General features: G+C 44.6%; 21 protein-coding genes. 6 read left to right on the forward strand and 15 right to left on the reverse strand.

Features of this window, described 5'->3' with window-relative positions:
• The first annotated feature begins 443 nt into the window (after positions 1-443).
• Positions 444-1,007, forward strand: a complete 564-nt coding sequence (locus tag MKY01_RS20830) for a DUF4879 domain-containing protein (RefSeq protein ID WP_036614488.1) — start codon at positions 444-446, stop codon at positions 1,005-1,007.
• Between the two features lie 202 nt (positions 1,008-1,209).
• Here the strand turns inward: MKY01_RS20830 and yaaA are convergent, their stop codons facing one another.
• From yaaA to MKY01_RS20855, 5 genes are all read right to left on the reverse strand, one after another.
• Positions 1,210-1,962 carry a peroxide stress protein YaaA gene (gene yaaA / locus MKY01_RS20835; RefSeq protein WP_339283371.1) on the reverse strand — a complete coding sequence of 251 codons (753 nt, stop codon included), beginning with the start codon at positions 1,960-1,962 and terminating at the stop codon, positions 1,210-1,212.
• A 214-nt stretch (positions 1,963-2,176) separates the two neighbouring features.
• Positions 2,177-3,055, reverse strand: coding sequence for a prohibitin family protein (locus MKY01_RS20840; protein WP_081746030.1), 879 nt, complete (start codon positions 3,053-3,055; stop codon positions 2,177-2,179).
• A gap of 352 nt (positions 3,056-3,407) precedes the next feature.
• Positions 3,408-3,689, reverse strand: coding sequence for a DUF3139 domain-containing protein (locus MKY01_RS20845; RefSeq protein ID WP_339283373.1), 282 nt, complete (start codon positions 3,687-3,689; stop codon positions 3,408-3,410).
• Positions 3,690-3,751: 62 nt separating this feature from the next.
• Complete coding sequence (locus MKY01_RS20850; RefSeq protein WP_339283375.1) at positions 3,752-4,111, reverse strand: hypothetical protein; 360 nt, start codon at positions 4,109-4,111, stop codon at positions 3,752-3,754.
• Positions 4,112-4,367: 256 nt separating this feature from the next.
• On the reverse strand, positions 4,368-5,042 hold the full coding sequence (locus tag MKY01_RS20855) for a hypothetical protein (protein WP_339283376.1): 675 nt from the start codon (positions 5,040-5,042) through the stop codon (positions 4,368-4,370).
• Between the two features lie 399 nt (positions 5,043-5,441).
• Here MKY01_RS20855 and MKY01_RS20860 point away from each other — a divergent pair, with 399 nt between their 5' ends.
• From MKY01_RS20860 to MKY01_RS20875, 4 genes are all read left to right on the forward strand, one after another.
• The gene (locus MKY01_RS20860) at positions 5,442-6,212 is read left to right on the forward strand and encodes a hypothetical protein (RefSeq protein ID WP_339283377.1); all 771 of its coding nucleotides are present in this window, start codon (positions 5,442-5,444) and stop codon (positions 6,210-6,212) included.
• 321 nt (positions 6,213-6,533) lie between these two features.
• A complete protein-coding gene (locus MKY01_RS20865) occupies positions 6,534-7,469 on the forward strand; it encodes a LytTR family transcriptional regulator DNA-binding domain-containing protein (RefSeq protein ID WP_339283378.1) in 936 nt (311 codons plus the stop codon).
• A 138-nt stretch (positions 7,470-7,607) separates the two neighbouring features.
• Positions 7,608-8,453 (forward strand): ABC transporter ATP-binding protein, encoded by an 846-nt coding sequence (locus MKY01_RS20870; protein ID WP_076328011.1) that lies wholly within the window; start codon positions 7,608-7,610, stop codon positions 8,451-8,453.
• Positions 8,450-9,160 (forward strand): ABC transporter permease, encoded by a 711-nt coding sequence (locus MKY01_RS20875; RefSeq protein WP_339283380.1) that lies wholly within the window; start codon positions 8,450-8,452, stop codon positions 9,158-9,160. Before MKY01_RS20870 ends, MKY01_RS20875 begins: the two co-directional genes overlap by 4 nt.
• A 123-nt stretch (positions 9,161-9,283) precedes the next feature.
• Here the strand turns inward: MKY01_RS20875 and MKY01_RS20880 are convergent, their stop codons facing one another.
• The 6 genes from MKY01_RS20880 to MKY01_RS20905 form a co-directional block, all read right to left on the reverse strand.
• Positions 9,284-10,171 carry a cell wall hydrolase gene (locus tag MKY01_RS20880; RefSeq protein WP_339283383.1) on the reverse strand — a complete coding sequence of 296 codons (888 nt, stop codon included), beginning with the start codon at positions 10,169-10,171 and terminating at the stop codon, positions 9,284-9,286.
• 277 nt (positions 10,172-10,448) lie between these two features.
• A complete protein-coding gene (locus tag MKY01_RS20885; protein WP_036614537.1) occupies positions 10,449-11,666 on the reverse strand; it encodes an MFS transporter in 1,218 nt (405 codons plus the stop codon).
• 113 nt (positions 11,667-11,779) lie between these two features.
• Positions 11,780-12,595: a carbohydrate ABC transporter permease gene (locus tag MKY01_RS20890; protein ID WP_017687488.1), complete on the reverse strand. Its 816-nt coding sequence runs from the start codon at positions 12,593-12,595 to the stop codon at positions 11,780-11,782.
• Positions 12,596-12,644: 49 nt separating this feature from the next.
• Positions 12,645-13,517, reverse strand: coding sequence for a sugar ABC transporter permease (locus tag MKY01_RS20895; RefSeq protein WP_017687487.1), 873 nt, complete (start codon positions 13,515-13,517; stop codon positions 12,645-12,647).
• Positions 13,518-13,520: 3 nt separating this feature from the next.
• Entirely contained in the window at positions 13,521-14,795 is a 1,275-nt protein-coding gene (locus MKY01_RS20900; protein ID WP_339283384.1) for an extracellular solute-binding protein, read from the reverse strand.
• Between the two features lie 228 nt (positions 14,796-15,023).
• On the reverse strand, positions 15,024-16,226 hold the full coding sequence (locus tag MKY01_RS20905; RefSeq protein ID WP_282320829.1) for an LLM class flavin-dependent oxidoreductase: 1,203 nt from the start codon (positions 16,224-16,226) through the stop codon (positions 15,024-15,026).
• Positions 16,227-16,893: 667 nt separating this feature from the next.
• Here MKY01_RS20905 and MKY01_RS20910 point away from each other — a divergent pair.
• Positions 16,894-17,766, forward strand: coding sequence for an AraC family transcriptional regulator (locus MKY01_RS20910; RefSeq protein WP_339283388.1), 873 nt, complete (start codon positions 16,894-16,896; stop codon positions 17,764-17,766).
• A gap of 257 nt (positions 17,767-18,023) precedes the next feature.
• On the opposite strand, the gene MKY01_RS20915 is transcribed toward MKY01_RS20910, so the two are convergent.
• The 4 genes from MKY01_RS20915 to MKY01_RS20930 all read right to left on the reverse strand — a co-directional run bounded on the left by MKY01_RS20915 (position 18,024) and on the right by MKY01_RS20930 (position 22,951).
• A complete protein-coding gene (locus MKY01_RS20915; protein ID WP_339283389.1) occupies positions 18,024-18,944 on the reverse strand; it encodes a hypothetical protein in 921 nt (306 codons plus the stop codon).
• 8 nt (positions 18,945-18,952) lie between these two features.
• Entirely contained in the window at positions 18,953-20,320 is a 1,368-nt protein-coding gene (locus tag MKY01_RS20920; protein WP_036674926.1) for a nucleotide sugar dehydrogenase, read from the reverse strand.
• 152 nt (positions 20,321-20,472) lie between these two features.
• Complete coding sequence (locus tag MKY01_RS20925; protein ID WP_036674925.1) at positions 20,473-21,276, reverse strand: response regulator; 804 nt, start codon at positions 21,274-21,276, stop codon at positions 20,473-20,475.
• Positions 21,277-21,550: 274 nt separating this feature from the next.
• On the reverse strand, positions 21,551-22,951 hold the full coding sequence (locus tag MKY01_RS20930; RefSeq protein ID WP_174806433.1) for a glycosyltransferase: 1,401 nt from the start codon (positions 22,949-22,951) through the stop codon (positions 21,551-21,553).
• Positions 22,952-22,960: the final 9 nt, after the last annotated feature.

The raw sequence follows: 22,960 nt of genomic DNA on the forward strand, positions 1-22,960 counted from the left end.
TTTACTGCGATCAACAGCAGACTTTAACAATTCATGGCATTAATGAATAAACTTGACTTGTGCCGACGAATAGGTGTACTATATGTTTGTATAAATGGAATATATTACAATTTAAATATTTATTTTGGAATCTTATATTATCAAGATGGGTATCAGAGCCTATCATAACTAAGATATCAATGCGTATAAATGAGTTTTACATTTTGTCTGCAACACATAATCATTGGCAGGCATTCATTTTACATATACATTCCTACTTCATAGAGTTTTCTAGCCTGTAGAGTTCTACCTCCTTAAATTCTTTTTCAGTAAAGAAAAAAGGGGAAGAACCATCTTTAAAAGAGAGGAGGGCAAGAGGCTTTAATCTGCAAGCAGGTCTATTTGTCGTAACCGCATGTTTTTGTTAAAGAATACCCATATCAAGAAAGGTGGAATTTATTGCTATGAGAAAATTGATTAGTTTAGCTCTTATTCTTGTTCTAATGCTTTCATTTAATGTAGCTGCCTATGCAGACGGTGATGTGACTCAAGCCAAACCTATGACAAAGGAAGAAATTATTAATTCCAAAGAATTCCGTGAAGCTGTGAAAGCGGCTAAGGCTGAATTTGAATCGCAGAAGGCAGATAATGCGGGTGGTCCAGTTCTGTTTGCGCCTGCTCCGAAAGTATCTCACATTAATGTATATGGTGTCGTATCTCCGAATGGCGGCCAAGAAATTTACGGCTTCAATAACAACCCGCTCTCCACGACCAATGATCATGGTGGGGCTTGGATTCAGTGTATTACTTTCCAGATCGGTTATGACAGCAGTCACTACGGCACACTCGCCGGCAATACAATGACAAACAACTGGTCTGAAGCTATTGATCTGGACGGTGACCGTGTCGTAGATGCTTGGGCCTATTCTTGGGTTTATGAAGCGCCTACTACAGGCGGACAATTTGTAGGAACGGTCTATTCCATTAATATTCCAACACAGTGGACCGCTTGGATTAATGTTCGTTAACAGGAAGGATGTAATATGAATATTGGAGGAATTGGCTATCCTGGTTCTATCATGAGGAATACGGGAAATAAGCCCAAAAGCTCATCAGCTTTGGACATGGATTTGATTCTTGATCAGACGCAGGGATATACATCCCCTGCGTCTTTTCTCATTGTGACCTTAAGGGTCGACTTTGTATAGGAACCCACCGTTGCACTGTAGGCTACTTTCCCTCTGCTTGTATGAATACATACGTACTCTCGTCGGATCGCTCTTCTGAAAAGGCAAAGTTCAACCGATCAAAGTTTCTTACGTCCTTCACATCTGTAATCTTATGCTCTGCCATATAACGTACCATTTCACCTCTGGCCATCTTAGCCCAGGTTGCCTTTTCAACAAGCTTCCCATTGACCATTTGTCCGAATACACATGTAATGAACCGGGTTTCCTCACTCAGAAAAGGCAAAATATTTTTGCTATACTCTTTGGAAGCCAGATTTAGGATGTAGTTGCTTTCTGATTGAAGCTGATCTGCGAGTTTGCTACCCCAGAATTGATAGAGCGATTTGAAGCCTGGACCTTGTAGCTTGCCCTGCATCTCCAACCGATAAGGAGTAACGCCATCCAAAGGCCGTAACATGCCATAAAAACCGGATAATATACGTAAATGCTGCTGAAGATACGCCAGTTCCTCATTTTGAAAAACACCCGGAGCCATATATTGATACTGAATGCCCTCATAGGCATAGATGGCTGGCGTAAGATTTGCCTTTATATTCATATTCTGAATCCGTTCCACGTTCTGTTCGGCGATTGCATCGTTACACTTCCACATCGCTTTGAGTTCGTCATAGGATAACTCTTGAAGCAGATTCAATAGCTGTTCTGACTCGTTTATAAACTGTGGCATCTGCGCGATAGCCATAAGATCGGTATCAATCTTCATCTTTTTAGCTGGTGATATGATAATTCTCATCGTGCTGATCCATCCTTAATCTACCGTTGTTTTTGTCGTTATCCATTGTACAGGATTGGACAGGCGAATCCAATGCCATGGCTTAACTAAATCCCTCATAGTACCTTTGAAAAGACTCAAAATGAACAAGTCAGCCCACGATTGGACCGGCTTGTTCATTAGAATTCAACACATTCAATTGATGAGAAAGCAAGGCGTGCATTTCAAACCGCTATTAGGGAGATACGCTCCCCGCGCCGCTATTTTGCTCTGTTTTTGTAGTCGGCAATTGAATCATTGGCGTATTTGACCCACTTACATATGGAAGGGCTCCATCCCATTTCTTGATGGTTTCATATTCAACGAGTTGACTCGATAATGATTGTTGAAGCTCTTTATTTGCTTTAGCTTGACCTTCTGCTTCGATCAATAGTTTGTCTGCATTACCCTGCGCTTCCACGCGCTTACGATCTGCTTCTTTCTTGGCGATCTCCAGTTCAGTCGTTTTACGTTCCAGTTCTTGAGAAGCTTCGACACGCTTATCGATTGCTTCCTGCGTCTTAGCATCAGGTTGAGGAACACCTACAGTAACGTTGGATACAATAAAGCCTAATTCTTTAACGTCATCAGAAAAACGTTGTTGCACGTCTACCCCTGCTTCGGATGACTTTTCACCATACACATCAATGACTGTAAACTTGGAGATACCTTTACGAGCTGCGTCACGGAAACGTGTTTTGAGATATGTATCCTCAATTTCTTGAATGCTAATTGGCCCAAATGTATTAAAGATAGAAGATACTTTACTTGGTTCTACTTGGTAGTTGTAAGCAAAATCGATTGTGATGTTTTTCCCGTCAGAAGTAGCAATCTGAATATCTCTGTATTCCACCGTTTGAATTCGGATAGGATATTTCGTCACTTTATCAAACGCTCCAACGAGTTTCCACCCTTGACTCAGTGTGCTATCTTTTACGCCTCCATTTGGTGAATAAACGACCCCAACATATCCATTAGGAATTCGTGTTAAAAAGAAGGTCACCATTAGCACTCCCACAATAATAACTAATGCAACCGCAATTGCCCCTACCCTAAACGTCTTTGAATTTTTCATCACCATTCTCCTCTTGTTTGAATTTATTGTATTTCTTCAGAATTCTACTACCTATTTTATTGAATAGCGGGAACATTAATGACCATAGAATAAATGCTAGGATAAAAATTAAAATGATTCCCCCAATAAATGGCATATCCGTCCTCCCCTCTATGGATGTAACCGAGTACAAATTTATAAATGGTAACTAATTATATCCTTCTTTATATATACTTTGTAAATTCGTATTAGGTTTCAAGGATGTTTAGCGCTTGAACTACTATTAGGTAAAGTAAAGAAGAAAAGGGTGAGTGGTTGACGTCCAGTACCCAGTTATTCCTATCAAGGAAGGGATCATCAATTCATCTGGGTATTATGGATCAGGCCATAGTTGCACCCATTGCTCTTCTCTCTGGGTGTATACAACTTCCTGTGGATTGTCCTTCAATATGACGACTACAGGATACTGTGGCATTTTACTTCGACGAGCGGTGATGCTAATAATATCATGTTCATCCATACCCTTTTCAACGATTAAATACGTTCTTAAACCATCTTCAAGATCCTTCATATCATTCTTATAGGAGCCATACCATGTGACTGAAGCTACAACTATTAGTGCAATTACAATCAATGCTCCCTTTAGAAATTTCATTTTATTCACCTCACTTTAGCCTGTAGTTTGTAATTCTATTAATATTCCGCTTTTTATCACCATCATTTGGTAACCACTATCTTTTCCGATTTTCCTTCCCAATCCATCTGAACTATAAATTCATCCTCATCCAAAAATGGGGACATCCCTTCAGCTTTTCCTCTGATTACAGTATTAAAAGGAACTTCTCCTGTAGAATGAATATTTTCGCTCATAAATTTGGTTTTAACTTTTTCAATTAATGAAGGATTATCTCCTAAGTACCTAATTTCATATTCATAGCTTGCTACATCGCTATTACTTTGAACTGTACATGAGACACGCCAATTCTCACTCTCTCCTGTATATGAAGTGACTTTGTTTGAACAAGCGGATGCTGTCAATAGAAGAAGAAAAAGCAAAAAAAACGATATCCTCTTCATAATAAATCCTCCTTTATAGTCAAGCTATAGTAAATACTAAATTAGCAAAATAAGAGATCATAATAAATTACATCTAGAGAAAATGAAGAATTATTTTAAATTTCAAGAAGATTATGGTCACTATTTTTGCAGTAGCTCTCATCTTTTCAAATATTAATCCTGTTATGGCAACACAGGACGAACCAGACTTTGACACAAGCAAATATACTATTGTAAAAAAGACTGTCGCATTTGTATGACAATCTGCCAAAGTGATCTATAACACTCCGTTCAAGCCACCGAATAACCGCCCTAGAACATCAAAATATATGATGATGAAAGACATTATTATAGATATTGGTAGTATAATCAAAAATTTAAGTCTTTTCGTAGGAACAATAAATAATAAAATAATGACCATGATTAGATATATTCCCATAAGTATTGGGATCAAATAGTAATGAGTATGCTCGGGCAAGTAAGCGTCCCGCAATTGATACCCTTCGGACAGTAGAGCTGTGATTGGAAGGGATAACACTAGACTAGGTACAGTTCCATTGCCTCGTGCATACCACATCACATAAGCACACATCGGAGATACTACTGCACACATCCCCCAAAAAATAATTTCTTTCATTGGAACGAAATGTAGAAAAAACACGGTGTATAGATAATAAACAGTTAGTAGCGACAAAAAAAAGAAGAATACCTTAACTGCTGCTAGTTTAGGAGAATAACTAAAAACTGATATGAGTGTGGCAACAAAAATCCAAATACCTAGACGCCCACCGATATCGTCAAATATGGGGTTAATCCCCTGAGCATCCACAAGCTTTGCCGCTAAACCTAAAATCAATCCGATCGTTATCGCACATACAATTGAAAAAACTTTTTGTTTAGTAGTTGATTGGTTTTCAGCTCTAATTTGACTTAACTCTTTATGTATTCCCACTTCAATCCTCCAAATTCCATAATTCCTATATTCTAACACAACCGATCCAGCCTGTAGAATCTGTTCGATCTGTTCCTCCGATAAATTTCATTTTTATTCTTCTGAAATGGTTCTATGTATCCACTCATAACCGACCCTGGTCCTTACCGAACAGAAATCCCCACTTTGTCGCATGGGTCCTTATATCTAAATCACTATATCCACTCGTCAATCTTCTATTACCTGAAGTTAGGTCGTTATTCTCATTATCTCAATGCTCCATTTTGCTATGATTATTATTACTTTGACCGTAAATCTATTCCACCAATACCATATCAGGCCATATTATTTTCAGATAACAACTAGGTGGGTTGATGATCTTATTTAATTTTATTTTAGAGAGAAAGGGTGTCTCATCCTATGTTTATTGTTCAATTACTGCTCGCTATCGCACTTCTGGGTAGCTCAGGTAGCTCAAATCATGCCACTTCTACACAACTAGAAATCAATCAAATACAGCCTATGGATGCTTCTCCTGAACAAGTCATGGAAACCGGTTTAGAACCTTTCCGGTCCGAACGCAATTATAATGGATGGGAGCCAGAACTCAATCAATTCGAGCAGGCCGCCAGCAGTCTTCAGAACAGGCTATTTGAAAGTGTTGTGTCACCGATCCTATCCAAACCTGGCGATACAGGAATATTTGATTATGGCGGGAATCTGAAATTACTAAAGTCTGTGCCTCTGAATACACGTTTTGAACGTGGCCCACTAACCATTCATATTGTTCATGCCCAATTATTAGAGGCTAGTGACATTCCTGAGGATTCACAGAAAAACATTTCCATTCTAAATCGAGAAGATATCGGTTCCAAGATCACTTATATCAATATCCTCTACACCGTGGAAAATACAACTGATCAGAATATCGGTTTTTACGGCTTAAACTCCGTTCATCCAAACACGGGAAAGCCGATCTCCGCAGATCGCAATTTTATGAGAAAATCATATGTCTATAATCAGTATGATGGCGTAGTTATTGATAATACCAATTACGGTTTGGTATATACTGATGACCCTGATAAGTTGGAATCCATTGAACTTGTGTTCAACAAAGTCTATGACTACGATACTGGAAAAACCATTGTAGAGCCCACTTCGTTGAACATTCCTTTTGCTGTTCAAGAGTAGTGTCAACTAGCTCCATCGCTCATTATGACAAAACTACTACTCTAAAAACCACCCTAATTCATTGAACTGCACCTCCAATTGGTAGTTGTGTCTAACAATTGGGGTGCAGTTCATTCATTTGGAGTGGTTTTTTGTTTATATATCCATGGTATCCAATCGCTTTTCGTATGCAATGCTGCTACGTCCAACCGATTTCTGGAGGCTCATTATTCATATGCCTGATCGAGGATCTAAATTATTTCAATTGAAGCTGACAAAAAATTACTTCAACATTATAATTGTTACATATTATCCAAAAGCAGTGATGACCAGGAGGACAAGATGCAATTTCAACCAGTGTATCATGATGGGAAACTATTTTTACCCAAAATCGAATTAAATATGGCATGTAACCAATCGATTGGCATTATAACAGACTTGAAGCGAAAACAGATTTTAATGAATCAACTGCAGGATCGTTCCCAATATTACATACTTCGAGCTCAACAAAACGAGTATACACAATTAACGGTGGAAGAATTAATCACTTTTCTAATCAACGTAACAGAGCGGAATGATCGTGTCACTATGTTATTGGATTATTTCGCTTTGAAAGAAGAACAGAAGGTAAAAATCAAGCATCTAAGCCCATCAAAAAGAATGTATGTGACGTTGCTGCGCGTTTATTTTGCACATCAGCCTACACTGGTACTGGAGGAACCCTATTTTTATTTGGAAGAACAAGATCGTCGCCAGTTTAAACGGATTTTAGATGATCTTTCGAAACAAATACAGATTTTAATTTTAACTTCTAATTTAGAGGATGCTATGATTTCCTGTGATTCAATTTATCGTCTGAATGAATCCGGATTTCATCTATTGGATATTCGTGATTCAGAAGAGGATAAGCAATCAGTACAGGAACAAGATCGAGCCAATATAACCTTGCAGAAGATTTATACGAAAAAAAATGACAAAGTGATTTTATTTAATCCGCCTGAAATTGATTACATAGAAAGTATGGATGGTTCAGTTCTTGTTCATGTAGGTGGAGAAAGTTTTATCTGTGCGCTGACGCTGACCGAGCTCGAGCAGAAATTGTTTAACTTCGGATTTTTTAGATGTCATCGATCCTATATTGTTAATCTACAGAAGGTAAGAGAGATTATTACATGGACGAAAAATAGCTACAGCTTGCGATTAAATACAGGACAAGATGCGATTGTTCCGTTATCTCGTTCAAAATTACAAGAATTAAAAACACATCTTAACATTTGATTTCCAGGGAAATATCGATTCAATCCAGCAACTAATGGTACCGTTCAGCCGTTGACAGCTACATTTCGGCGGATTTCGATGGTTGGAGGCATGTAATCTTTATATGCTTAAGTCATCAACTCCAAGGAAGTGATATGCATGGATGTTATCCGAGTAGAACGTATTCGAAAAAGATTTAAAAATAAGAATGCATTATCAGAAGTATCTTTTTCAATTCCAAAAGGTGAAATTTTAGGTTTCCTGGGTCCAAGTGGTTCTGGAAAAACAACTTTAATTAAGATTTTAACTGCGCAATTAAATCCGACAAGTGGACAGGCAACTGTATTTAACCAGCCAGTGGAGATGATGCATCAGTCTGCACAGAAGATGCGCTTTGGTATTTTGTCAGATAACAGTGGTCTATATGAAAGATTATCGATAGATGAAAATCTAGAGTTGTATCGCCAATTATATGACCTTCCTAAAACTTCGATCGATACAGTATTGCAGTTTGTAAACTTAAGCGAAGAACGCAAAAAGAAAGTCATCCACTTATCGAAAGGGATGCGTCAGCGTGTTATGCTGGCATGCGCAATTATCCATGAGCCGGAATTATTATTTTTAGATGAACCTACTTCAGCTTTGGATCCGGTAAACTCCACACATATTTATAAAGGGCTACGCTACTTAAATGAGAAAGGGACAACAATTTTTCTAACGACACACGATATGTCAGAAGCAGAATTGTTATGTGACCGTGTAGCGATTTTGTATCAAGGAGAAATCCAAGCTATTGGCTCGCCTAAGGCGCTTAGAAAACAGCATCGGGAAAACGTCGTTTGTGTAGAATTGGTAAACGGGGAAACCTACGAGCTCCCGATGAATGAAGGAACGGCTGAGCAAATTGCCGATTGGATGAAGCGAGGCTTAATCGAGCGATTGGAATCGAAAGAGCCAAGTTTAGGCGATATCTTTATTAAAGTGACAGGAGGTGAACTGTTATGAGTATCTCGTTAAAACGTGCGCGAGCAATATTTGTAAAGGACTACAAAGAGTTTTCACGCAATTATGGCATTTCCATCATGTTGCTTGTTCCGATTCTATTCGCATTTCTTTTTCGCACTGCAGGCCCTTCTTTCCCTGGGGCAATAGGTTTTCTTCTAAATATTTCGTTTGTGCTCTTAACCTCTTTCGCACAAGCATGTTTGATCGCGGAAGAAAAGGAACGTAACACCTTACGATCATTAATGATGACTCCAGCCACAACGATGGATGTATTAGTTGGTAAAAGCACCTTAGTTTTTGTCATGTCTGCTATTGTTCTGGCTATTGCTACGTATATATTAGGCTATGAGCCAGCTAGTATATGGGCATTTGCAATTGCAATCATTCTTTCAATAATTCTATACACAGCAGTAGGAACGATATGTGGTTTATTCTCTAAAACGGTCCTTGAAGCTTCATTAGCAATCATTCCTGCAGCAATGGTATTTTCTGCTCCTCCTGTTGCAACAATCTTGTTTGGAGATTTCCCGATTTTTAAAATGCTGGATTATACACCAAGCATTCAACTTGTGACTTTGCTAAATATACCCCATACAGGCTTTACAATTGGAGACCTCTTAAAACCTCTCCTCATTATTTTGATATGGACGGTTGTATTAACGATTGTGTCTGTTATTTTGTATCAACGGCGGTTAAAGGATGAGTAGCCACTCCTCGCCTACACAACCAAAATATAAAACAAACCCCGGTAACACGTCTGCATTCAGCAGCGTACGGCCGAGGTTCATCATTATCATTTCAAATATTACACTACATATCTTTACTTAAACTCATCTCGTAAAATCATGCTGACCAATGGTCAGCAGCGTCGGCCTGCTCTTACTCCACACTGAAGTGGCAATCTTCGGATTGTAATAATACAGCGCTCCGTTCGTCGGATCAGCGCCATTCAATGCCTTACGAGCAGCCCTGTAAGAGGTCTGGGTTGGTTTGGTATTAAACTGCCCATCATCTATAGCCGTGAATTGCCCTTTCTGGAAAATAACCTTCGAAATAGACGACGGGAATTCACTCGAATGTACCCGATTCAACACAACCGCTCCTACAGCGACTTGCCCTTCAAAAGATTCTCCGCGCGCTTCACCATGGATCAGCTTCGCCAACTGGCGTAACGTCTCGCCTTCGGCTTTGGCCTTTTTATTCAGTCTGTTCAGTGTCGCCGGACCTGCAACTCCATCTGCACTTAGTCCCTGCGCCTGCTGGAACTTGCGGACAGCACCTTTGGTGATGGTACCATAATATCCAGTCATTCCGGCGTCAAAGTACCCCAGATCGCTTAATTGCTCCTGCAATTGCAACACATGCTCGCTACGAACGCCCTGTTCCAGCTTCTGTGCTCCCGCAGAAGGAGCTGCCACGGTCAAGCCCAGAGTCAATGCGCAGGCACCGAGAATCATACTGACCCGCCCTGCTCTTTTGCCAGCCGTGTTCCCCTTCCCATGAGTGACTTTCCGACTGACAGTGATAGGTTCCATGTTGTCAGCAAACGTTAATGGATTCAGCCCCTCATTCGTGCTATCAACTGTAGTCCGTTCATTACTGATCATATGGCTTCCCACCTTCATCTCTTTCATCTCACTCACGCTATCTAATTCACTTATCATATTCTTTTCATTGATTTCATTCGCTTGATCCATTTCAATGTTGTTCTTCATCATTCCATTAACCTCCACTTTTCTGAATCCAGATCCCACTTCTTTCCCCTGAATCCTCACGGTTGGACATCCCGAGTGTCATTATAGGATATAGAAAAAACGAAGTCTATCGGACCGATGACGCAGTGAAAAAACGACACTGAACATAACAAAAAGAGGCATGAGCCCATGGTCACACCATGGTCATGCCCCTTCTTGTATCAACCATATACCGCTTGTCCAACCCGTTTTTCCGTAGGCAGGCAGACCTGTACAAAAGTTGCGTTGTATTTATTGACAATTACTCAGCAAGTTCCTGACCCTTCGTTTCCCGGCCCCAGAACAGTACAGCTGCTGCGCCAATGAGGATTGTCACGAAGAAAATCGTGAAAATTAGGCTGATTGCCACTTCGCGTTGAACCAGCATACCGACCATTAATGGAGCCAGTACGCCACCGATTCGGCCAACCGATGTGGCAAGGCCAACACCTGTCGAACGAACGGAAGTCGGATACAATTCTGGGCTGTAGGCGTACAGACCACCCCAGGCTCCCAGATTGAAGAAGGAAAGACAGATTCCTGCGGTCAGGATCGTAGCTTCCGTTGTAGCCAATCCAAACGCAATCGCACTGAATGCAGTCAAGGTAAGATACACAACCAGTACGAACTTGCGACCGTAACGTTCAATAAAGTACGCAGCGGTGAAGTAACCTGGCAACTGTGCAATCGTCATGATCAGCACGTATTGGAAGCTTTTAACCAACGTGAATCCTTTTGCCATCACAACCGAAGGTAGCCACAGAAACATTCCATAATAAGAGAAAATGACGGTAAACCACAAAATCCAGAGCATCAACGTTGTACGGCGATGTGGTGCTGACCAGACGGTAGCCACTTTCTCGCGGAACGTGATTTTATGAAGCTTGGTATGATTCTTGTACCGCGGCGGGTCCTGAATGGCACGACGCAGATACAGTGCATAGAACGCCGGAAGCGCACCAATGGCAAAAGCAATTCTCCATCCGTACTCCGGAATGACAAAGTTGGCAATGAGCGCCGATACAATCCAGCCTCCTGCCCAGAAACTTTCCAATAATACAACGGCACGTCCCCGTTCGGCTGTAGGCATCGACTCCGATACCAGTGTGGATGCCACGGGCAGCTCTCCACCAAGTCCAATACCCGCAACCAGACGCAGTGCACACAATACCGCAAATCCAGTCGCCAATGCAGACAGACCGCTTGCAATCGTAAAGATTAACAAGGTCCACATCAGAATGGCCTTCCGTCCAAAACGGTCCGCAAGTGCACCTGCAAGCAAAGCTCCTAGCGCCATACCGATCGAGTTAATACTCGTAAGCACGCCGACTTGTCCGGGACTGAGACTCCATTCCTTGGCAAGTGCAGCCACGATAAAGGAGATCATACCAACTTCCATCGCATCAAACAGCCAGCTCATGCCGGCACTGAACAGCAGCTTGCGCTGCTTGGGATTCCGCAATACTTCCAGTTTGCTCATCACTTATAGCTCCCTTGATCTCTATGTAGTCATTCTGACACTAAATCATTATTATGCAGAATGCTCCAGAAATCAATGCAAAATAAGCTTTTCCTTCCGATTTCTGCGATACCTCACCCCTTGAGTGAACCCGCTGTCAGACCTGCTACAAAGTAACGCTGGAGCAGAAGGAACAGCACGATCATCGGAATGGCCGTTACCAGCACACCTGTAAGCATCATCGGGTAGTTCGTCACGTATTCCCCGCGGAACTGCATAAGTGCGAGCGGTAAAGTGAGCTTGGACTTACTGCTGAGCATCAGCATCGGAATAAGCAAATCATTCCAGACCATGACGAGCAGGAACGTAGCCGTTGCCGCCAGCGAAGGCGCAGCCAGTGGCAGTGCAATCCGGGTATAGAGTCTCCATTCACTTGCTCCATCCATACTGCCTGCTTCCAGAATCTCCGAATTGAGCATGCGCATGAAACCTGTCAGCATAAATACTGAGACAGGCATCAGCATTGCCGCGGATACGACAATCAATCCCGTGAGACTGTCCGACCACCCGAGTGTACGCGTGAGAGAATAGATCGGCAGCATACTCACTTGGGAAGGAACGATCAGACCTGCTACGAACAGAGCAAACACAATTTTGCCTACACTGCCGCCCCAGCGGACAATGGCGTAAGCAATCATGCTGCTCAGCAACAACTCAATTGCAACCGTACCAAGCGTCACGACCAGACTGTTCCCGAAATATTGCCACATCGGCTGATTGCGGAACATGCCGGTGATGTTATCCCACGTAAACGGGTCCGGCCAGCTGAATGGACTGGTGAAGAAGTTGCTGCTTGTTTTGAACGAAGATACAAATACAAAGTACAGCGGCACAAGGATCAGCAGCGCGTACACCAATAGGATCAGGCGATTGAACCATTTTAAAAACATGTGAACTCCCTTCTGCCTCGATTACAGGATGAATGCTCCAACATCAACCTCAATAACTTACCCGGTCGGCACGCAGTGCCTTGAACTGCAACAGCGTCAAGAGCGCGAGCAACACCAGGAAGATCATGGAACCGGCAGAAGCCAGACCAAATGAATAGCTGCCAAAGGCGGTATGATAGATATATGTTGTCAAAATTTCAGTTGCGTAGTTCGGCCCTCCGTCCGTCATTGTGAAAATGAGGTCAAATGCCTTGAACGACTGAATCGTCGTATAGGCCACAACAATTGTTGCCGAAGGTGCCAGCAGTGGCCAGGTCACGGTACGAAATACCTGCCATTTGCTACCGCCATCCATGCGAGCCGCTTCATACAGTTCTGCCGGGATGCCTTGCAGACCTGCGATGAATACAATCATCATCTGTCCGGCATGGGCCCAGACTTGTACCGCAGCGATGGAATAGATGGCGATCTTGGGATCACCAATCCAGTTACGAGCGATGCTGCTCATGCCCGCTTCATTCAGTCCATAGTTGATTAGTCCGATAGATGGATCATACATAAATGCCCAGATCAGTCCAACCGATACGGAGGACAGAATCGCAGGCAGGAAATACAATGCCCGAAGCACAATGCGTGTCTTGGTATTGCGTACCAGGAGCAGCGCCAAGACAAGTGATATAAAGGTTTGTGCAATAACAACCGTTAACATGAACTCCACGTTATTACCAAAGGCTTTGCGGAATACGATGCTGCTGAGACTGTCCTTGTAATTATCCAGCCCTACAAATGCATACGACGGGGATACCCCATCCCAGTCCGTAAAGGAATAGAACAGCCCCGTCAATGTAGGAAATACGAACAATCCAACGTACAGCAGCAACCCAGGGATCAGAAATAGGGATAGCTGAAGACGGTTTTTCATCGTTTATTTCCCGATATGCTGATCAATGATCGCTTGTGCCTGCTGTGCTGCTTCTTCTGGAGAAGTGCCGCTCAGTACAGACTGGATGGAGTTGGTTACTGCTTTTTGATTGTCTCCGTTCAGGATGGTGAACCGTGGCTGGAACAAGGTTTTTTTGCTTGCCCATTCTCCGGCTACCTGAAGCTCAGGCGTGTCGTACTTCACATCATTCACCGTTACATTTTGTCCAGTCTGGTTGGCATACTCGCTCGCCACTTCCGGATTGCTCAGGAATTCGAGGAACTTCTTCGCTTCTTCCGGATGTTTAGACTTGCTGTTCACGGCGAGCATGAATGTGGTCGTATGCACCCCTTCATACTTCGCTTGATCTGCACTTACTGTAATTGGTGCAAGCAGTTTTTGCTCCAGATTAGGATTCTGCTGCTTGTTCTGAGCCAACTGATATGATCCACTTGCGAGCATCGCTGCTTTCTCTTGAATAAACAGCGCTCCAGCCGCAGGGTCTTTCGTACCCAGTGCATCCTGCTGGAAGTAACCTTTATCGTTCAGTTCCTTGATTTGAGTCAATGTTTTCACCCAAAACTCATCCGTCAGTTTGGCTTCGCCAGCTTCTACTTTGGTAAAAATGTCGTCACTCGGTGCATTGTTCATCACCATCGTATTCATGAATTGCCCTGGGCCAATGTCCGCTCCGGCAAAGGCAATCGGAATGATACCATTGTCTTTCAGCTTCTGGCAAAGTGCCAGGAAGCCTTCCCAATCGGTTGGTGGCGTCAAGCCGTATTGTTCAAACAGTTTTACGTTATAGATTGGATCGTTATATACGAGTTGATACGGAATCGCATATTGCTTGCCATCGTGCTGTCCTGATTCAATCAGCTTTGAATTGTAGGCCGACAGAAACGATGATCCGGTCAGATCCGTGAACAAGCCGGCTTTGGTGAAAGCTTCGAACTGTGCACCTGGGAAGGAGGCAAATACATCTCCTACCGAACCGTCACTGATTTTGGATTGTACGGTGGATTGGTATTGATCGGAGGGCAGTGTCTGCATCTCCACGTTGATGTTCGGGTTTTCTTTTTCAAATGCGTCAATAGTCTTGTTGAGTGCTTCGGAATCTTCTCCACGCCAGTGCATGAAGCTGATTGTAACTTTACCTGAACCCGAGGAGCCGTTCTCTCCAGATGACGCGTTATCCCCGCCGCCGCAAGCTGAAAGCAGGATGGACATCACCAGCATACTGACAAGCGGCAGGATCAATTTTTTATTTTTTTTCATGAAAGACGACCTCCTGAGGATGATTAATGTAAGTTGCACGAAAGTTTTTACACGGGGCACTTCGAGTGCAGTACCATCTTCCGATCGCTGTTATCCCCGGATTTCTTTGAATCATTTCTTTCAATGGTTAAAATCCGGGTATAAAGGCGAGCGCTCCGCTTCTTCAGATCGGTTCTGCCCTCTCCGTTAAAGTGTAAAAAAAGGGCTCTTACTTTAGTTGGTAGTAACTTAGTTAGTAGTAACTTGATGCTGCTTCTGTCTTGTTTTCCATTTCTCGCGAATGATCGGCATCACGGTCCGTCCGAAGATTTCGGCTTCTTCCAAGTGCGGGTAACCGGACAAAATGAAGGTTGTTACGCCCAGATCACCATATTCCATCAAACGTTCTGCGACTTGTTCGGCTGTACCTACAATAAGGATCGCACCGCCGGAACGCACAACGGACAAGCCTGTCCACAGGTTGGGTCCTACGACAAACTGCTGCTTCTCGGACAGCTCCCGTAGCTCGTTCTGTCTGCGTTGGTTGGTTGCATCCGTCTCGGCAAAAGCGGCTTTGGCTTTCTCAATCGCTTCTGGTGGTACTTTGCTAATAATCTCCCAAGCCGCTGCCCATGCTTCTTCTTCGGTATCCCGAATGAGTACCTGAGCACGCATGCCGTAACGGAGCTGACGATCTTGTCCCGTTTCCTCTTTCACCTGCTGACGAATGACCTCAATCTCTTCGATCTGCTCCTGAATCCAGTCATGGGGTTCACCCCACATGAGGAACGTATCCGCATGTTCAACAGCGACCTTTTTCGCAATCGGTGAACTTCCTCCTAGATAGAACGGTGGATGTGGATTTTGCACCGTCTCCGGCATGCCTACCGGTCCTTTGAAATTGTAATACTGGCCGTTGAATTCAGGATTGGGATCACTGGGTGCATCTGCGCCAGATTTTGAACCACTTCCGGCAAACTCCGTCAAATTCAGTCCCGTCGATTGGGTCCATGAACGCTTCATGACTTCCATATACTCGCTCGCCCGCACATAACGCTCATCATGCGCATGTGCCAGTGGATCGCCGAGTTCCTCCAGATCTCGAACAGAACTGCCTGTCACCACATTGATCATGGCGCGACCACCAGAGAGCTGATCCAGTGCCGCTCCCATTCGTGCAGCGAGTACGGGTGTAACCAATCCCGGGCGAATGGCGACAAGGGGACGCAATGTCTTTGTGTGACTCATCACAGCTGAGCCGACCACCCACGCGTCCAGACAGGCTCCCCCTGTAGGAATCAGTACAAATTCGAATCCTGCCTTCTCCGCCGTCTGTGCCACATCAACCAGATAATCCAGACTCGGTTCCCGCTCCGGAGCAACCCCTACATACTTACCATCCCCTGCTGTAGGCAAAAACCATCCAAACTTCATATCTTCCTGTTCGCTCACAAAAGTCAATCCCTTCTATGATAAATTGCTCTAAAAATGTTTCACTCAAGCACTTCGGTTACAGAAAACCTTTCGAGCACTCTTGTCCCCAGATTTCTTCTCATTCCCCTTTCACGGGGAAATCCGGTGACAAAGGCGCACGCTTCGCTTCTTCAGGTCCTTTCTGTCCCCTCCGTTGTCGTGTCATTCTTTAAATTGATTTATTAGACATATTCAGAATCAAATACCGATTAATTAACTTGGTTTAATAGGTATGGACATCATAACAATTGATTTGTCTGTGAGCAATGTCATTTCGCGGCAATTTTATTTTGTCATTTTGTGGTCTTTTCTCAGATTTAGGTCTTCCTGATCTTGAATATATATAAAACCCACCTGTATAATAGGTTTAAATACATGTTCAAAAAGTCTGGTTTTCAGTACCGAGAAGATGGAATGAAGCTAGAAATGGAGTAGTGGAGCGTAGGAAAACTACGTGAGCAACCACAATTTTTCCAAAGGAAACATACTTCGTAAGCCTCCCGCTTATTTCGGCTGAATTTCAGCTTCGATGTTGATGATGCCACTAGGCATGATTCGTAATCAAAAGTGGACTTTTTGAACTACATCTATAAGCGAAACTTTTAGAATGTACAAACGATACTTATATAATAAAGAGGTGTTCCTGATGACCGAGAGCATGAAGGAGGACCACCATGAGTTTTTGGATATTATTTTCTTCACTCCATCTGAATTCGAGAAAGCTGGTGGCGCCTGGCCGATCCGCATCGGCCGTAATATAGCCAAGACCAACTATCATATTGGCCCGCGCACTACACCTTATTATTATTTGCTATTTGTGCTGGAGGGGGAAGGTACATTCATACAGAACGGACAGCGTCACGCCCTTCGTGCCAGGGATGCGTTCTGTCTGTTTCCACATGTTACCCATGAGTACTGGACGGACCCCGAGGATACGTTGCAGAAAATATTTATTGCCTTTGATGGTGCACATGCAGCCGAGCTACTGTCTCGAATTGGACTTACACCCGACTCACCGTACCGTTCAGGTGTACTGACCCCCGAGACCGCAAGTGCGATGCGCGCGTTCATGGAGGATGTTCGCAAACCGCAGGACGGAGCGAGTGATCTGGGACGACTCACCCGGTTTCTAACTCTATTCGACCGGATTGCCCGCTCCCCCGCAACCAAAGGATTGCAACCGGATTCAGCCACACCTTGGCTTCAGAAAGGTAAGGAATACATGGACATTCATTTTGCAGGCGGCATCTCCGTGGAAGGTGTGTCCGCTCATGCGGGTGTGGATCGAACCCATTTTGCCAAACAGTTCCGCAAAGCCTTTGGTCTGTCCCCTGTGCAATATATCCAGCAATTGAAAATGACCCAAGCCAAACGTCTACTCGTGCAGACGCCGCTAAGCTTAACTGAAGTGGCTCATTCCGTAGGTTACCCGGACTTGTTCTCCTTCTCTAAAGCGTTCAAAAAGCAAGTTGGTCTGCCGCCCAATCGCTATCGCACAGCGGAGAGCACGAAAGAATGAGGGAGCGACTTTCCCTCCTCAGCCTATACTCCATGCCTCATGCACCACGCCTTGTGTGCTGTGCGTAAGATGTTGCCTCTACCAAAGTACAACGGACTCCTGAGTTTCATATGCTGCACATCATAGTGCTGCCAAACCCATTACGAAATCCACCACCAAAAAGGCAAGCCCCATCTACCCGGGACTTGCCTTCTTTCTATACTATAGTCTTGATTGCACGTACCTGAAACCAACAACTTTTTTACGCTGACCTAACACTATTCCTTCTCCTCATTCTTGCGCGCAAGCGGAATACCGTTCTTCTTGGCATACCATGCTTCATAATGATGCACAGCCACACCTGCAAATGAAGAATGGGAGGTACCGAGATCGAACACCTTTGCCATCTCTTCATTCATATTGCTAACCGGTTTACGGAAAAAGGTCAGGTGATCACCCTCGTGTGTATCCGCGAGTTCCGCTCCAATCCAGACTTTCTTGCCGAGATCATCCGCTTCGTCCAGTTCTTCCTTGGACAGATCATACATCTGCTGCCCACTATCCCGGTAAGCCATAATGGCCACCGCATCAAAGTGGGAGATCACCCAGCGACTGAATGTACCTCCTTCAGCCGACTGACGGGCATCAAGCCAGAACGGAATGGCAGCGCTCATGTACAGTCCGGCATCCTCGCCGGCTTTTGTCCAGGCCTTCATGTTGTTCTGCCACTCTGCAATGACGCTGCTCTCCTCGTTCTCCCAGCGCTTCAACTGATACGGCTCCACATCCAGTTGAATGCCTTCGAAGCGTTCATTCTTGGCCGAAGCTGCATTGTATGCTCTTACTCGCTCGATAAAAGCAAGTCCTTCATCCCGCTTCTCCTCATAGGCCCAGTCTGCATGACCGTTAAGTCCATGCACTTCAATCTCAGCCTGTCGGGCAGCCGCAATGAATTTGCGGTATGTTGCGTCAGGCACCTCATCCTGGATTTGCAGGAAGATGGTATCAACGCCCTGTTCTTTGGAGAAAGCAATAATCTCAGGTGTCTGCTCTGCAATAATGGACGCGTCCCACAGCCAGGTCGCTTTGTGTTCCTCTGCCGAGAACCATTTGAACATCCAGGACAGAAGCAGCAGGCACAACACCACAGCCAGAATAGCCCATTTCGCCATACCCACCAGCTTGCCCCGTTGCCTCATATATTTCCTCAGACGAGCAACGCTTCACTTGGTTCAAGCACAGGATGCTGTACCGAGTGACCAATTTTGTAGATATGCGGATGTGTGTACGAACGGAACGCATTACGTGTATCCAGAATCGGCACACCCATCTCGGCAATATCAAAGTAAGGCAAATCGCTGTGGTTGGTGATCAGCACGATGCAATCGTACTTCTTGAACTGCTCCAGATTGAACGCTTCACTGTGTACGGTCTCGCCATGTTTGTCCTGGAAGGAATCCGCATGTGGATCGTAGTAGCTAACGTTAGCTCCACTTTCCTTGAACAGTTCATATACTTCCAGTCCTGGTGATTCACGCAGGTCGGCAATATTCGGCTTGTACGACATGCCAAGGAGCAGAATATTTGATTTACGTACGGATTTAGCGTATTCGTTCAGAATTGTTGACGTTTTGTTCAATACATAATATGGCATGTTGTCATTGGTGGATTGCGCCAGCTCAATGAATTTGCTATAGAAACGGAAGCCTTTGGCCTTCCATGACAGGTACATCGGATCAAGCGGGATGCAGTGTCCACCGATGCCTGGGCCTGGATAGAATGGCATGAAACCAAATGGTTTCGTCGCCGCCGCGTCAATAACTTCCCAGATATCGATGCCCATGCGGTCACACATCATCGCCATTTCATTTACAAAGGCAATGTTTACACTGCGGAATGTGTTCTCCAGCAGTTTGGACATCTCAGCCACTTTTGGTGATGATACCGGTACTACGGTTTCTACATATTTTCCATATAGCGCTGTTCCGAGCTTCAAGCAAGCTTCAGTTGTGCCCCCGATTACTTTCGGCGTATTAAATGTTGTGAAACGTCCGTTCGACGGGTCCACACGCTCAGGCGAGAAGCAGAGGAAATAGTCTTTACCTGCTTCTTGTCCGATCTTGTCCAGCTGCTGCTGGATCAGTTCTTCGGTTGTACCTGGATAAGTGGTGCTCTCCAGCGTAATCAGCATGCCTGGTTTCATGTGCAGTTTGATCTGATCCACAACGGTCTCGATGTAAGACGTATCCGGGTCCTGATTCTCACTAAGAGGTGTCGGTACGCAGATACTGAGGGCGTCGATCACACGCAGCATGCTGTAATCTGTCGTTGGCTGGAAACGACCGCTTTGCATTACTTTTTTCAACTCATCAGACGAAATATCGTGAATATAGGAATCTCCTTGATAGATACTTTCTACTTTGGACGCATCCAGATCAATTCCGATTACCGTGAAACCTTGATTGACCATTTCCACGGCAAGTGGAAGTCCTACGTAACCGAGCCCGACGACGCCGAGTACAGCTTCTTTATTTTCAATCGCATTCAGTAATGTGTGGAATTGTTGATTCTCCATGATATTCCCTCCGGGCAGTGTATTTGGTGGTGCTTAAAATCCATATAAATAGATGAGTGTCTGTGCTCTAAATGTTGCTCTAATCTATCTGATTCATAGTAAAAAAAGCTCTTACTTTGCACTTCACACAATCAGCTTATTCAAGCCGTCTTCTAATGCAGGCAGCGTCTGATTCGGGCATCCAGCTCTACAGGCGAGAACGGTTTAGTCATGTAATCATCGACTCCGCTGCGGAAACATTGACTAATCGTCTGCTCGACACGCTGTTCGGTCAACACGACAATTTTGGGTGGCTGCTCCATCTCCAGATTCTGAATATGATGGATGAACGGCAGACCATCGATGCCATACAGATTCAGTTCGGTGAGCACCAGATCTGGTGTGACTTTCTCGATCAACTCCAGTGCAGCCAGTCCATCAACGGCTTCATAGGTTTCGTATCCCTGCATCTTCAACCGCAATTGCAGGAATTCGCGTACCGTCGGATCGTTGTCCACAATCAAAATTCGTTCCGGCTCGTCCGCCGTATTGTCCAGCGTGTAGATATGAATCTCCGACGAATCTACGAGCTTCGAGGACTCAGCCATATGCTGAATAGTTGCCTTCGAAGGGCGCTCCCCTTCCGGGAAACTGGCCAGTGTAATCTGTGGATCGGCACCGGGTACAGTCTCTTGCAACTCATGTTTGATCCGAAGTCCTTCATAATGAACTTCATCCAGTGACAAACCTGGCAGCAGGACGGCAATCGCTTGGGTAGCCCCATCCTTCCACACCTGGAAGGCAGACTCACTCGTTTGTTCCAGATGTGTCCTGACCTGCTGCTCAGGTTGAGAGTTTCCTGCACAATGGATGAACATTAAGCCGCATGTTTCGGCACCCGTTTCCTTCAATCCCTGTTCTACACTTCGGTACACATTAACGGCAGCCTCACGCTGCAATGTCGCCGTATTTGGCATGTTCTTTTCCACCCTTCTCCTCGATTATCTATAAGTCCAAAAAATATTATTTACACTGACACTCCGATGACAGAACAGCCTTTCGATCACTGTTATCCCCAGATTTTTTGATTCCATTATACAAGGAGAAATCCGGGGATAAGCGTATGCTTTCGATGCAGCTTTCTTTCAGAAAGCTTTTAGGTGCACGCTTCGCTTCTTCAGACTTTTTCTGCCCTCTCCGTTATCGTGTAAATGTCTAGTTGGACATATAATTGCTTTGATTATTCTTTAATCAAGCAGCTTCGCTTGTTTTCTTCTCATCCTCGGACCAGCTTTGACGTGTCATGGTACCCCATGAGTTGTTGTTTTGCATGAACTGCACATGTCCCTGCAATCTCCACAGTACGCCAAGCTGGTGGTAACCCACGAATTTCAGCGCGGAGTAGACGAGCATTTTGACCAGATCGGAGAGTTTGTTGTAACGTTTGAAAGCAATCTCCTCCAGGACAAGTGCGCCTACACTCAGCAGATAACCACTCACAAAGTTCAGCAGTCCGAACAGAACCAGAATCGGCCATTGCGTCATATCCAGAAGGACATATCCAGCGAGAGCCAGAAGTCCGGTAATCCGGAAATACGGGTTGAGCGCTTCAAAAAGGACGTTATATGGCATGGTCACCATACCCATAACCTTATATTTTGGATTGAACAACATGCCACGATTCTCGATCATGTTCTTCAGATTCCCGCGGCCCCAGCGCTTACGCTGACTGGACAAGATCCGGTAGGAATCCGGTGCCTGCGTCCAACATACGGCCTCAGGACAGAAGGCAATGCGGTACTTCAATTTGTTTTCCAGCATGTAACGGTGAAGTTTGATGATGATGTTCATGTCTTCCCCAGGATAACCATCCCGGTATCCACCCACGGCGATTACAGCGTCCTTACGGAACATGCCGAAGGCACCGGAGACAATGATCAGACCGTTCATGTGACTCCAGCCAATCCGTCCGCCCAGGAAGGCTTTGAGATATTCAATCGACTGGAACATGGGCCAGATCTTGCGTGGCAGCGATACATCTTGCACTGCCCCGTTTTCAATTTTGCAGCCATTGGCGATCCGTACATCTCCACCGATGGCTACCGTCTCTTCCGGATTCTCCATATACATCCGTGCCATGCGGATCAGGGCATCCTTCTCCAGCAACGAATCAGCATCGATGGAAGAGATCAACGGATAATGGGACAGGTTGATCCCGGCATTGAGGGAATCGGCCTTACCGCCGTTTTCCTTATCAATGACATACAGATCCGGGAACTCCGGGTTATGGTAGATCCCACGAATTTTCTGACAGGCGATCTTGCCCCGAATCTTCGTATTGGGTACTGGCTTCAGACGATATTCTTCCAACAGGATATTCAGTGTCGCATCACTGGAGCCATCATTCACAACAATGACTTCATACGTTGGATAATTCAGCGTCATCAGGCAGTTCACATTTTCAATAATCGTCAGTTCCTCGTTGTATGCCGGTACCAGCAGAGAAACGGAAGGTACCAGTTCCGAGCCTGACAATGTATTGTATTTGGAATAATGCGACCGCCGGAAGATCGTCCAGATGTTACGGAACGATAAGGCCAGAATGGAAAAATAGAGCGTATTTACAAAAACAACATAGTAGATTGCGACCATGCCGTAGAT

Origin of the sequence: Paenibacillus sp. FSL R5-0486 (genome assembly GCF_037975155.1) — a bacterium.
GTDB classification, from domain to species: Bacteria; Bacillota; Bacilli; order Paenibacillales; family Paenibacillaceae; genus Paenibacillus; species Paenibacillus amylolyticus.

What these genes read in the sequence shown, in the direction of transcription:
- MKY01_RS20830 (WP_036614488.1), top strand. Translation starts at nt 444, where the DNA reads ATGAGAAAATTGATTAGTTTAGCTCTTATTCTTGTTCTAATGCTTTCA.
- yaaA (WP_339283371.1), bottom strand. Translation starts at nt 1,962, where the DNA reads ATGAGAATTATCATATCACCAGCTAAAAAGATGAAGATTGATACCGAT.
- MKY01_RS20840 (WP_081746030.1), bottom strand. Translation starts at nt 3,055, where the DNA reads ATGAAAAATTCAAAGACGTTTAGGGTAGGGGCAATTGCGGTTGCATTA.
- MKY01_RS20845 (WP_339283373.1), bottom strand. Translation starts at nt 3,689, where the DNA reads ATGAAATTTCTAAAGGGAGCATTGATTGTAATTGCACTAATAGTTGTA.
- MKY01_RS20850 (WP_339283375.1), bottom strand. Translation starts at nt 4,111, where the DNA reads ATGAAGAGGATATCGTTTTTTTTGCTTTTTCTTCTTCTATTGACAGCA.
- MKY01_RS20860 (WP_339283377.1), top strand. Translation starts at nt 5,442, where the DNA reads ATGTTTATTGTTCAATTACTGCTCGCTATCGCACTTCTGGGTAGCTCA.
- MKY01_RS20865 (WP_339283378.1), top strand. Translation starts at nt 6,534, where the DNA reads ATGCAATTTCAACCAGTGTATCATGATGGGAAACTATTTTTACCCAAA.
- MKY01_RS20870 (WP_076328011.1), top strand. Translation starts at nt 7,608, where the DNA reads ATGGATGTTATCCGAGTAGAACGTATTCGAAAAAGATTTAAAAATAAG.
- MKY01_RS20875 (WP_339283380.1), top strand. Translation starts at nt 8,450, where the DNA reads ATGAGTATCTCGTTAAAACGTGCGCGAGCAATATTTGTAAAGGACTAC.
- MKY01_RS20880 (WP_339283383.1), bottom strand. Translation starts at nt 10,171, where the DNA reads ATGATGAAGAACAACATTGAAATGGATCAAGCGAATGAAATCAATGAA.
- MKY01_RS20885 (WP_036614537.1), bottom strand. Translation starts at nt 11,666, where the DNA reads ATGAGCAAACTGGAAGTATTGCGGAATCCCAAGCAGCGCAAGCTGCTG.
- MKY01_RS20890 (WP_017687488.1), bottom strand. Translation starts at nt 12,595, where the DNA reads ATGTTTTTAAAATGGTTCAATCGCCTGATCCTATTGGTGTACGCGCTG.
- MKY01_RS20895 (WP_017687487.1), bottom strand. Translation starts at nt 13,517, where the DNA reads ATGAAAAACCGTCTTCAGCTATCCCTATTTCTGATCCCTGGGTTGCTG.
- MKY01_RS20900 (WP_339283384.1), bottom strand. Translation starts at nt 14,795, where the DNA reads ATGAAAAAAAATAAAAAATTGATCCTGCCGCTTGTCAGTATGCTGGTG.
- MKY01_RS20910 (WP_339283388.1), top strand. Translation starts at nt 16,894, where the DNA reads ATGACCGAGAGCATGAAGGAGGACCACCATGAGTTTTTGGATATTATT.
- MKY01_RS20915 (WP_339283389.1), bottom strand. Translation starts at nt 18,944, where the DNA reads ATGAGGCAACGGGGCAAGCTGGTGGGTATGGCGAAATGGGCTATTCTG.
- MKY01_RS20920 (WP_036674926.1), bottom strand. Translation starts at nt 20,320, where the DNA reads ATGGAGAATCAACAATTCCACACATTACTGAATGCGATTGAAAATAAA.
- MKY01_RS20925 (WP_036674925.1), bottom strand. Translation starts at nt 21,276, where the DNA reads ATGCCAAATACGGCGACATTGCAGCGTGAGGCTGCCGTTAATGTGTAC.
- MKY01_RS20930 (WP_174806433.1), bottom strand. Translation starts at nt 22,951, where the DNA reads ATGGTCGCAATCTACTATGTTGTTTTTGTAAATACGCTCTATTTTTCC.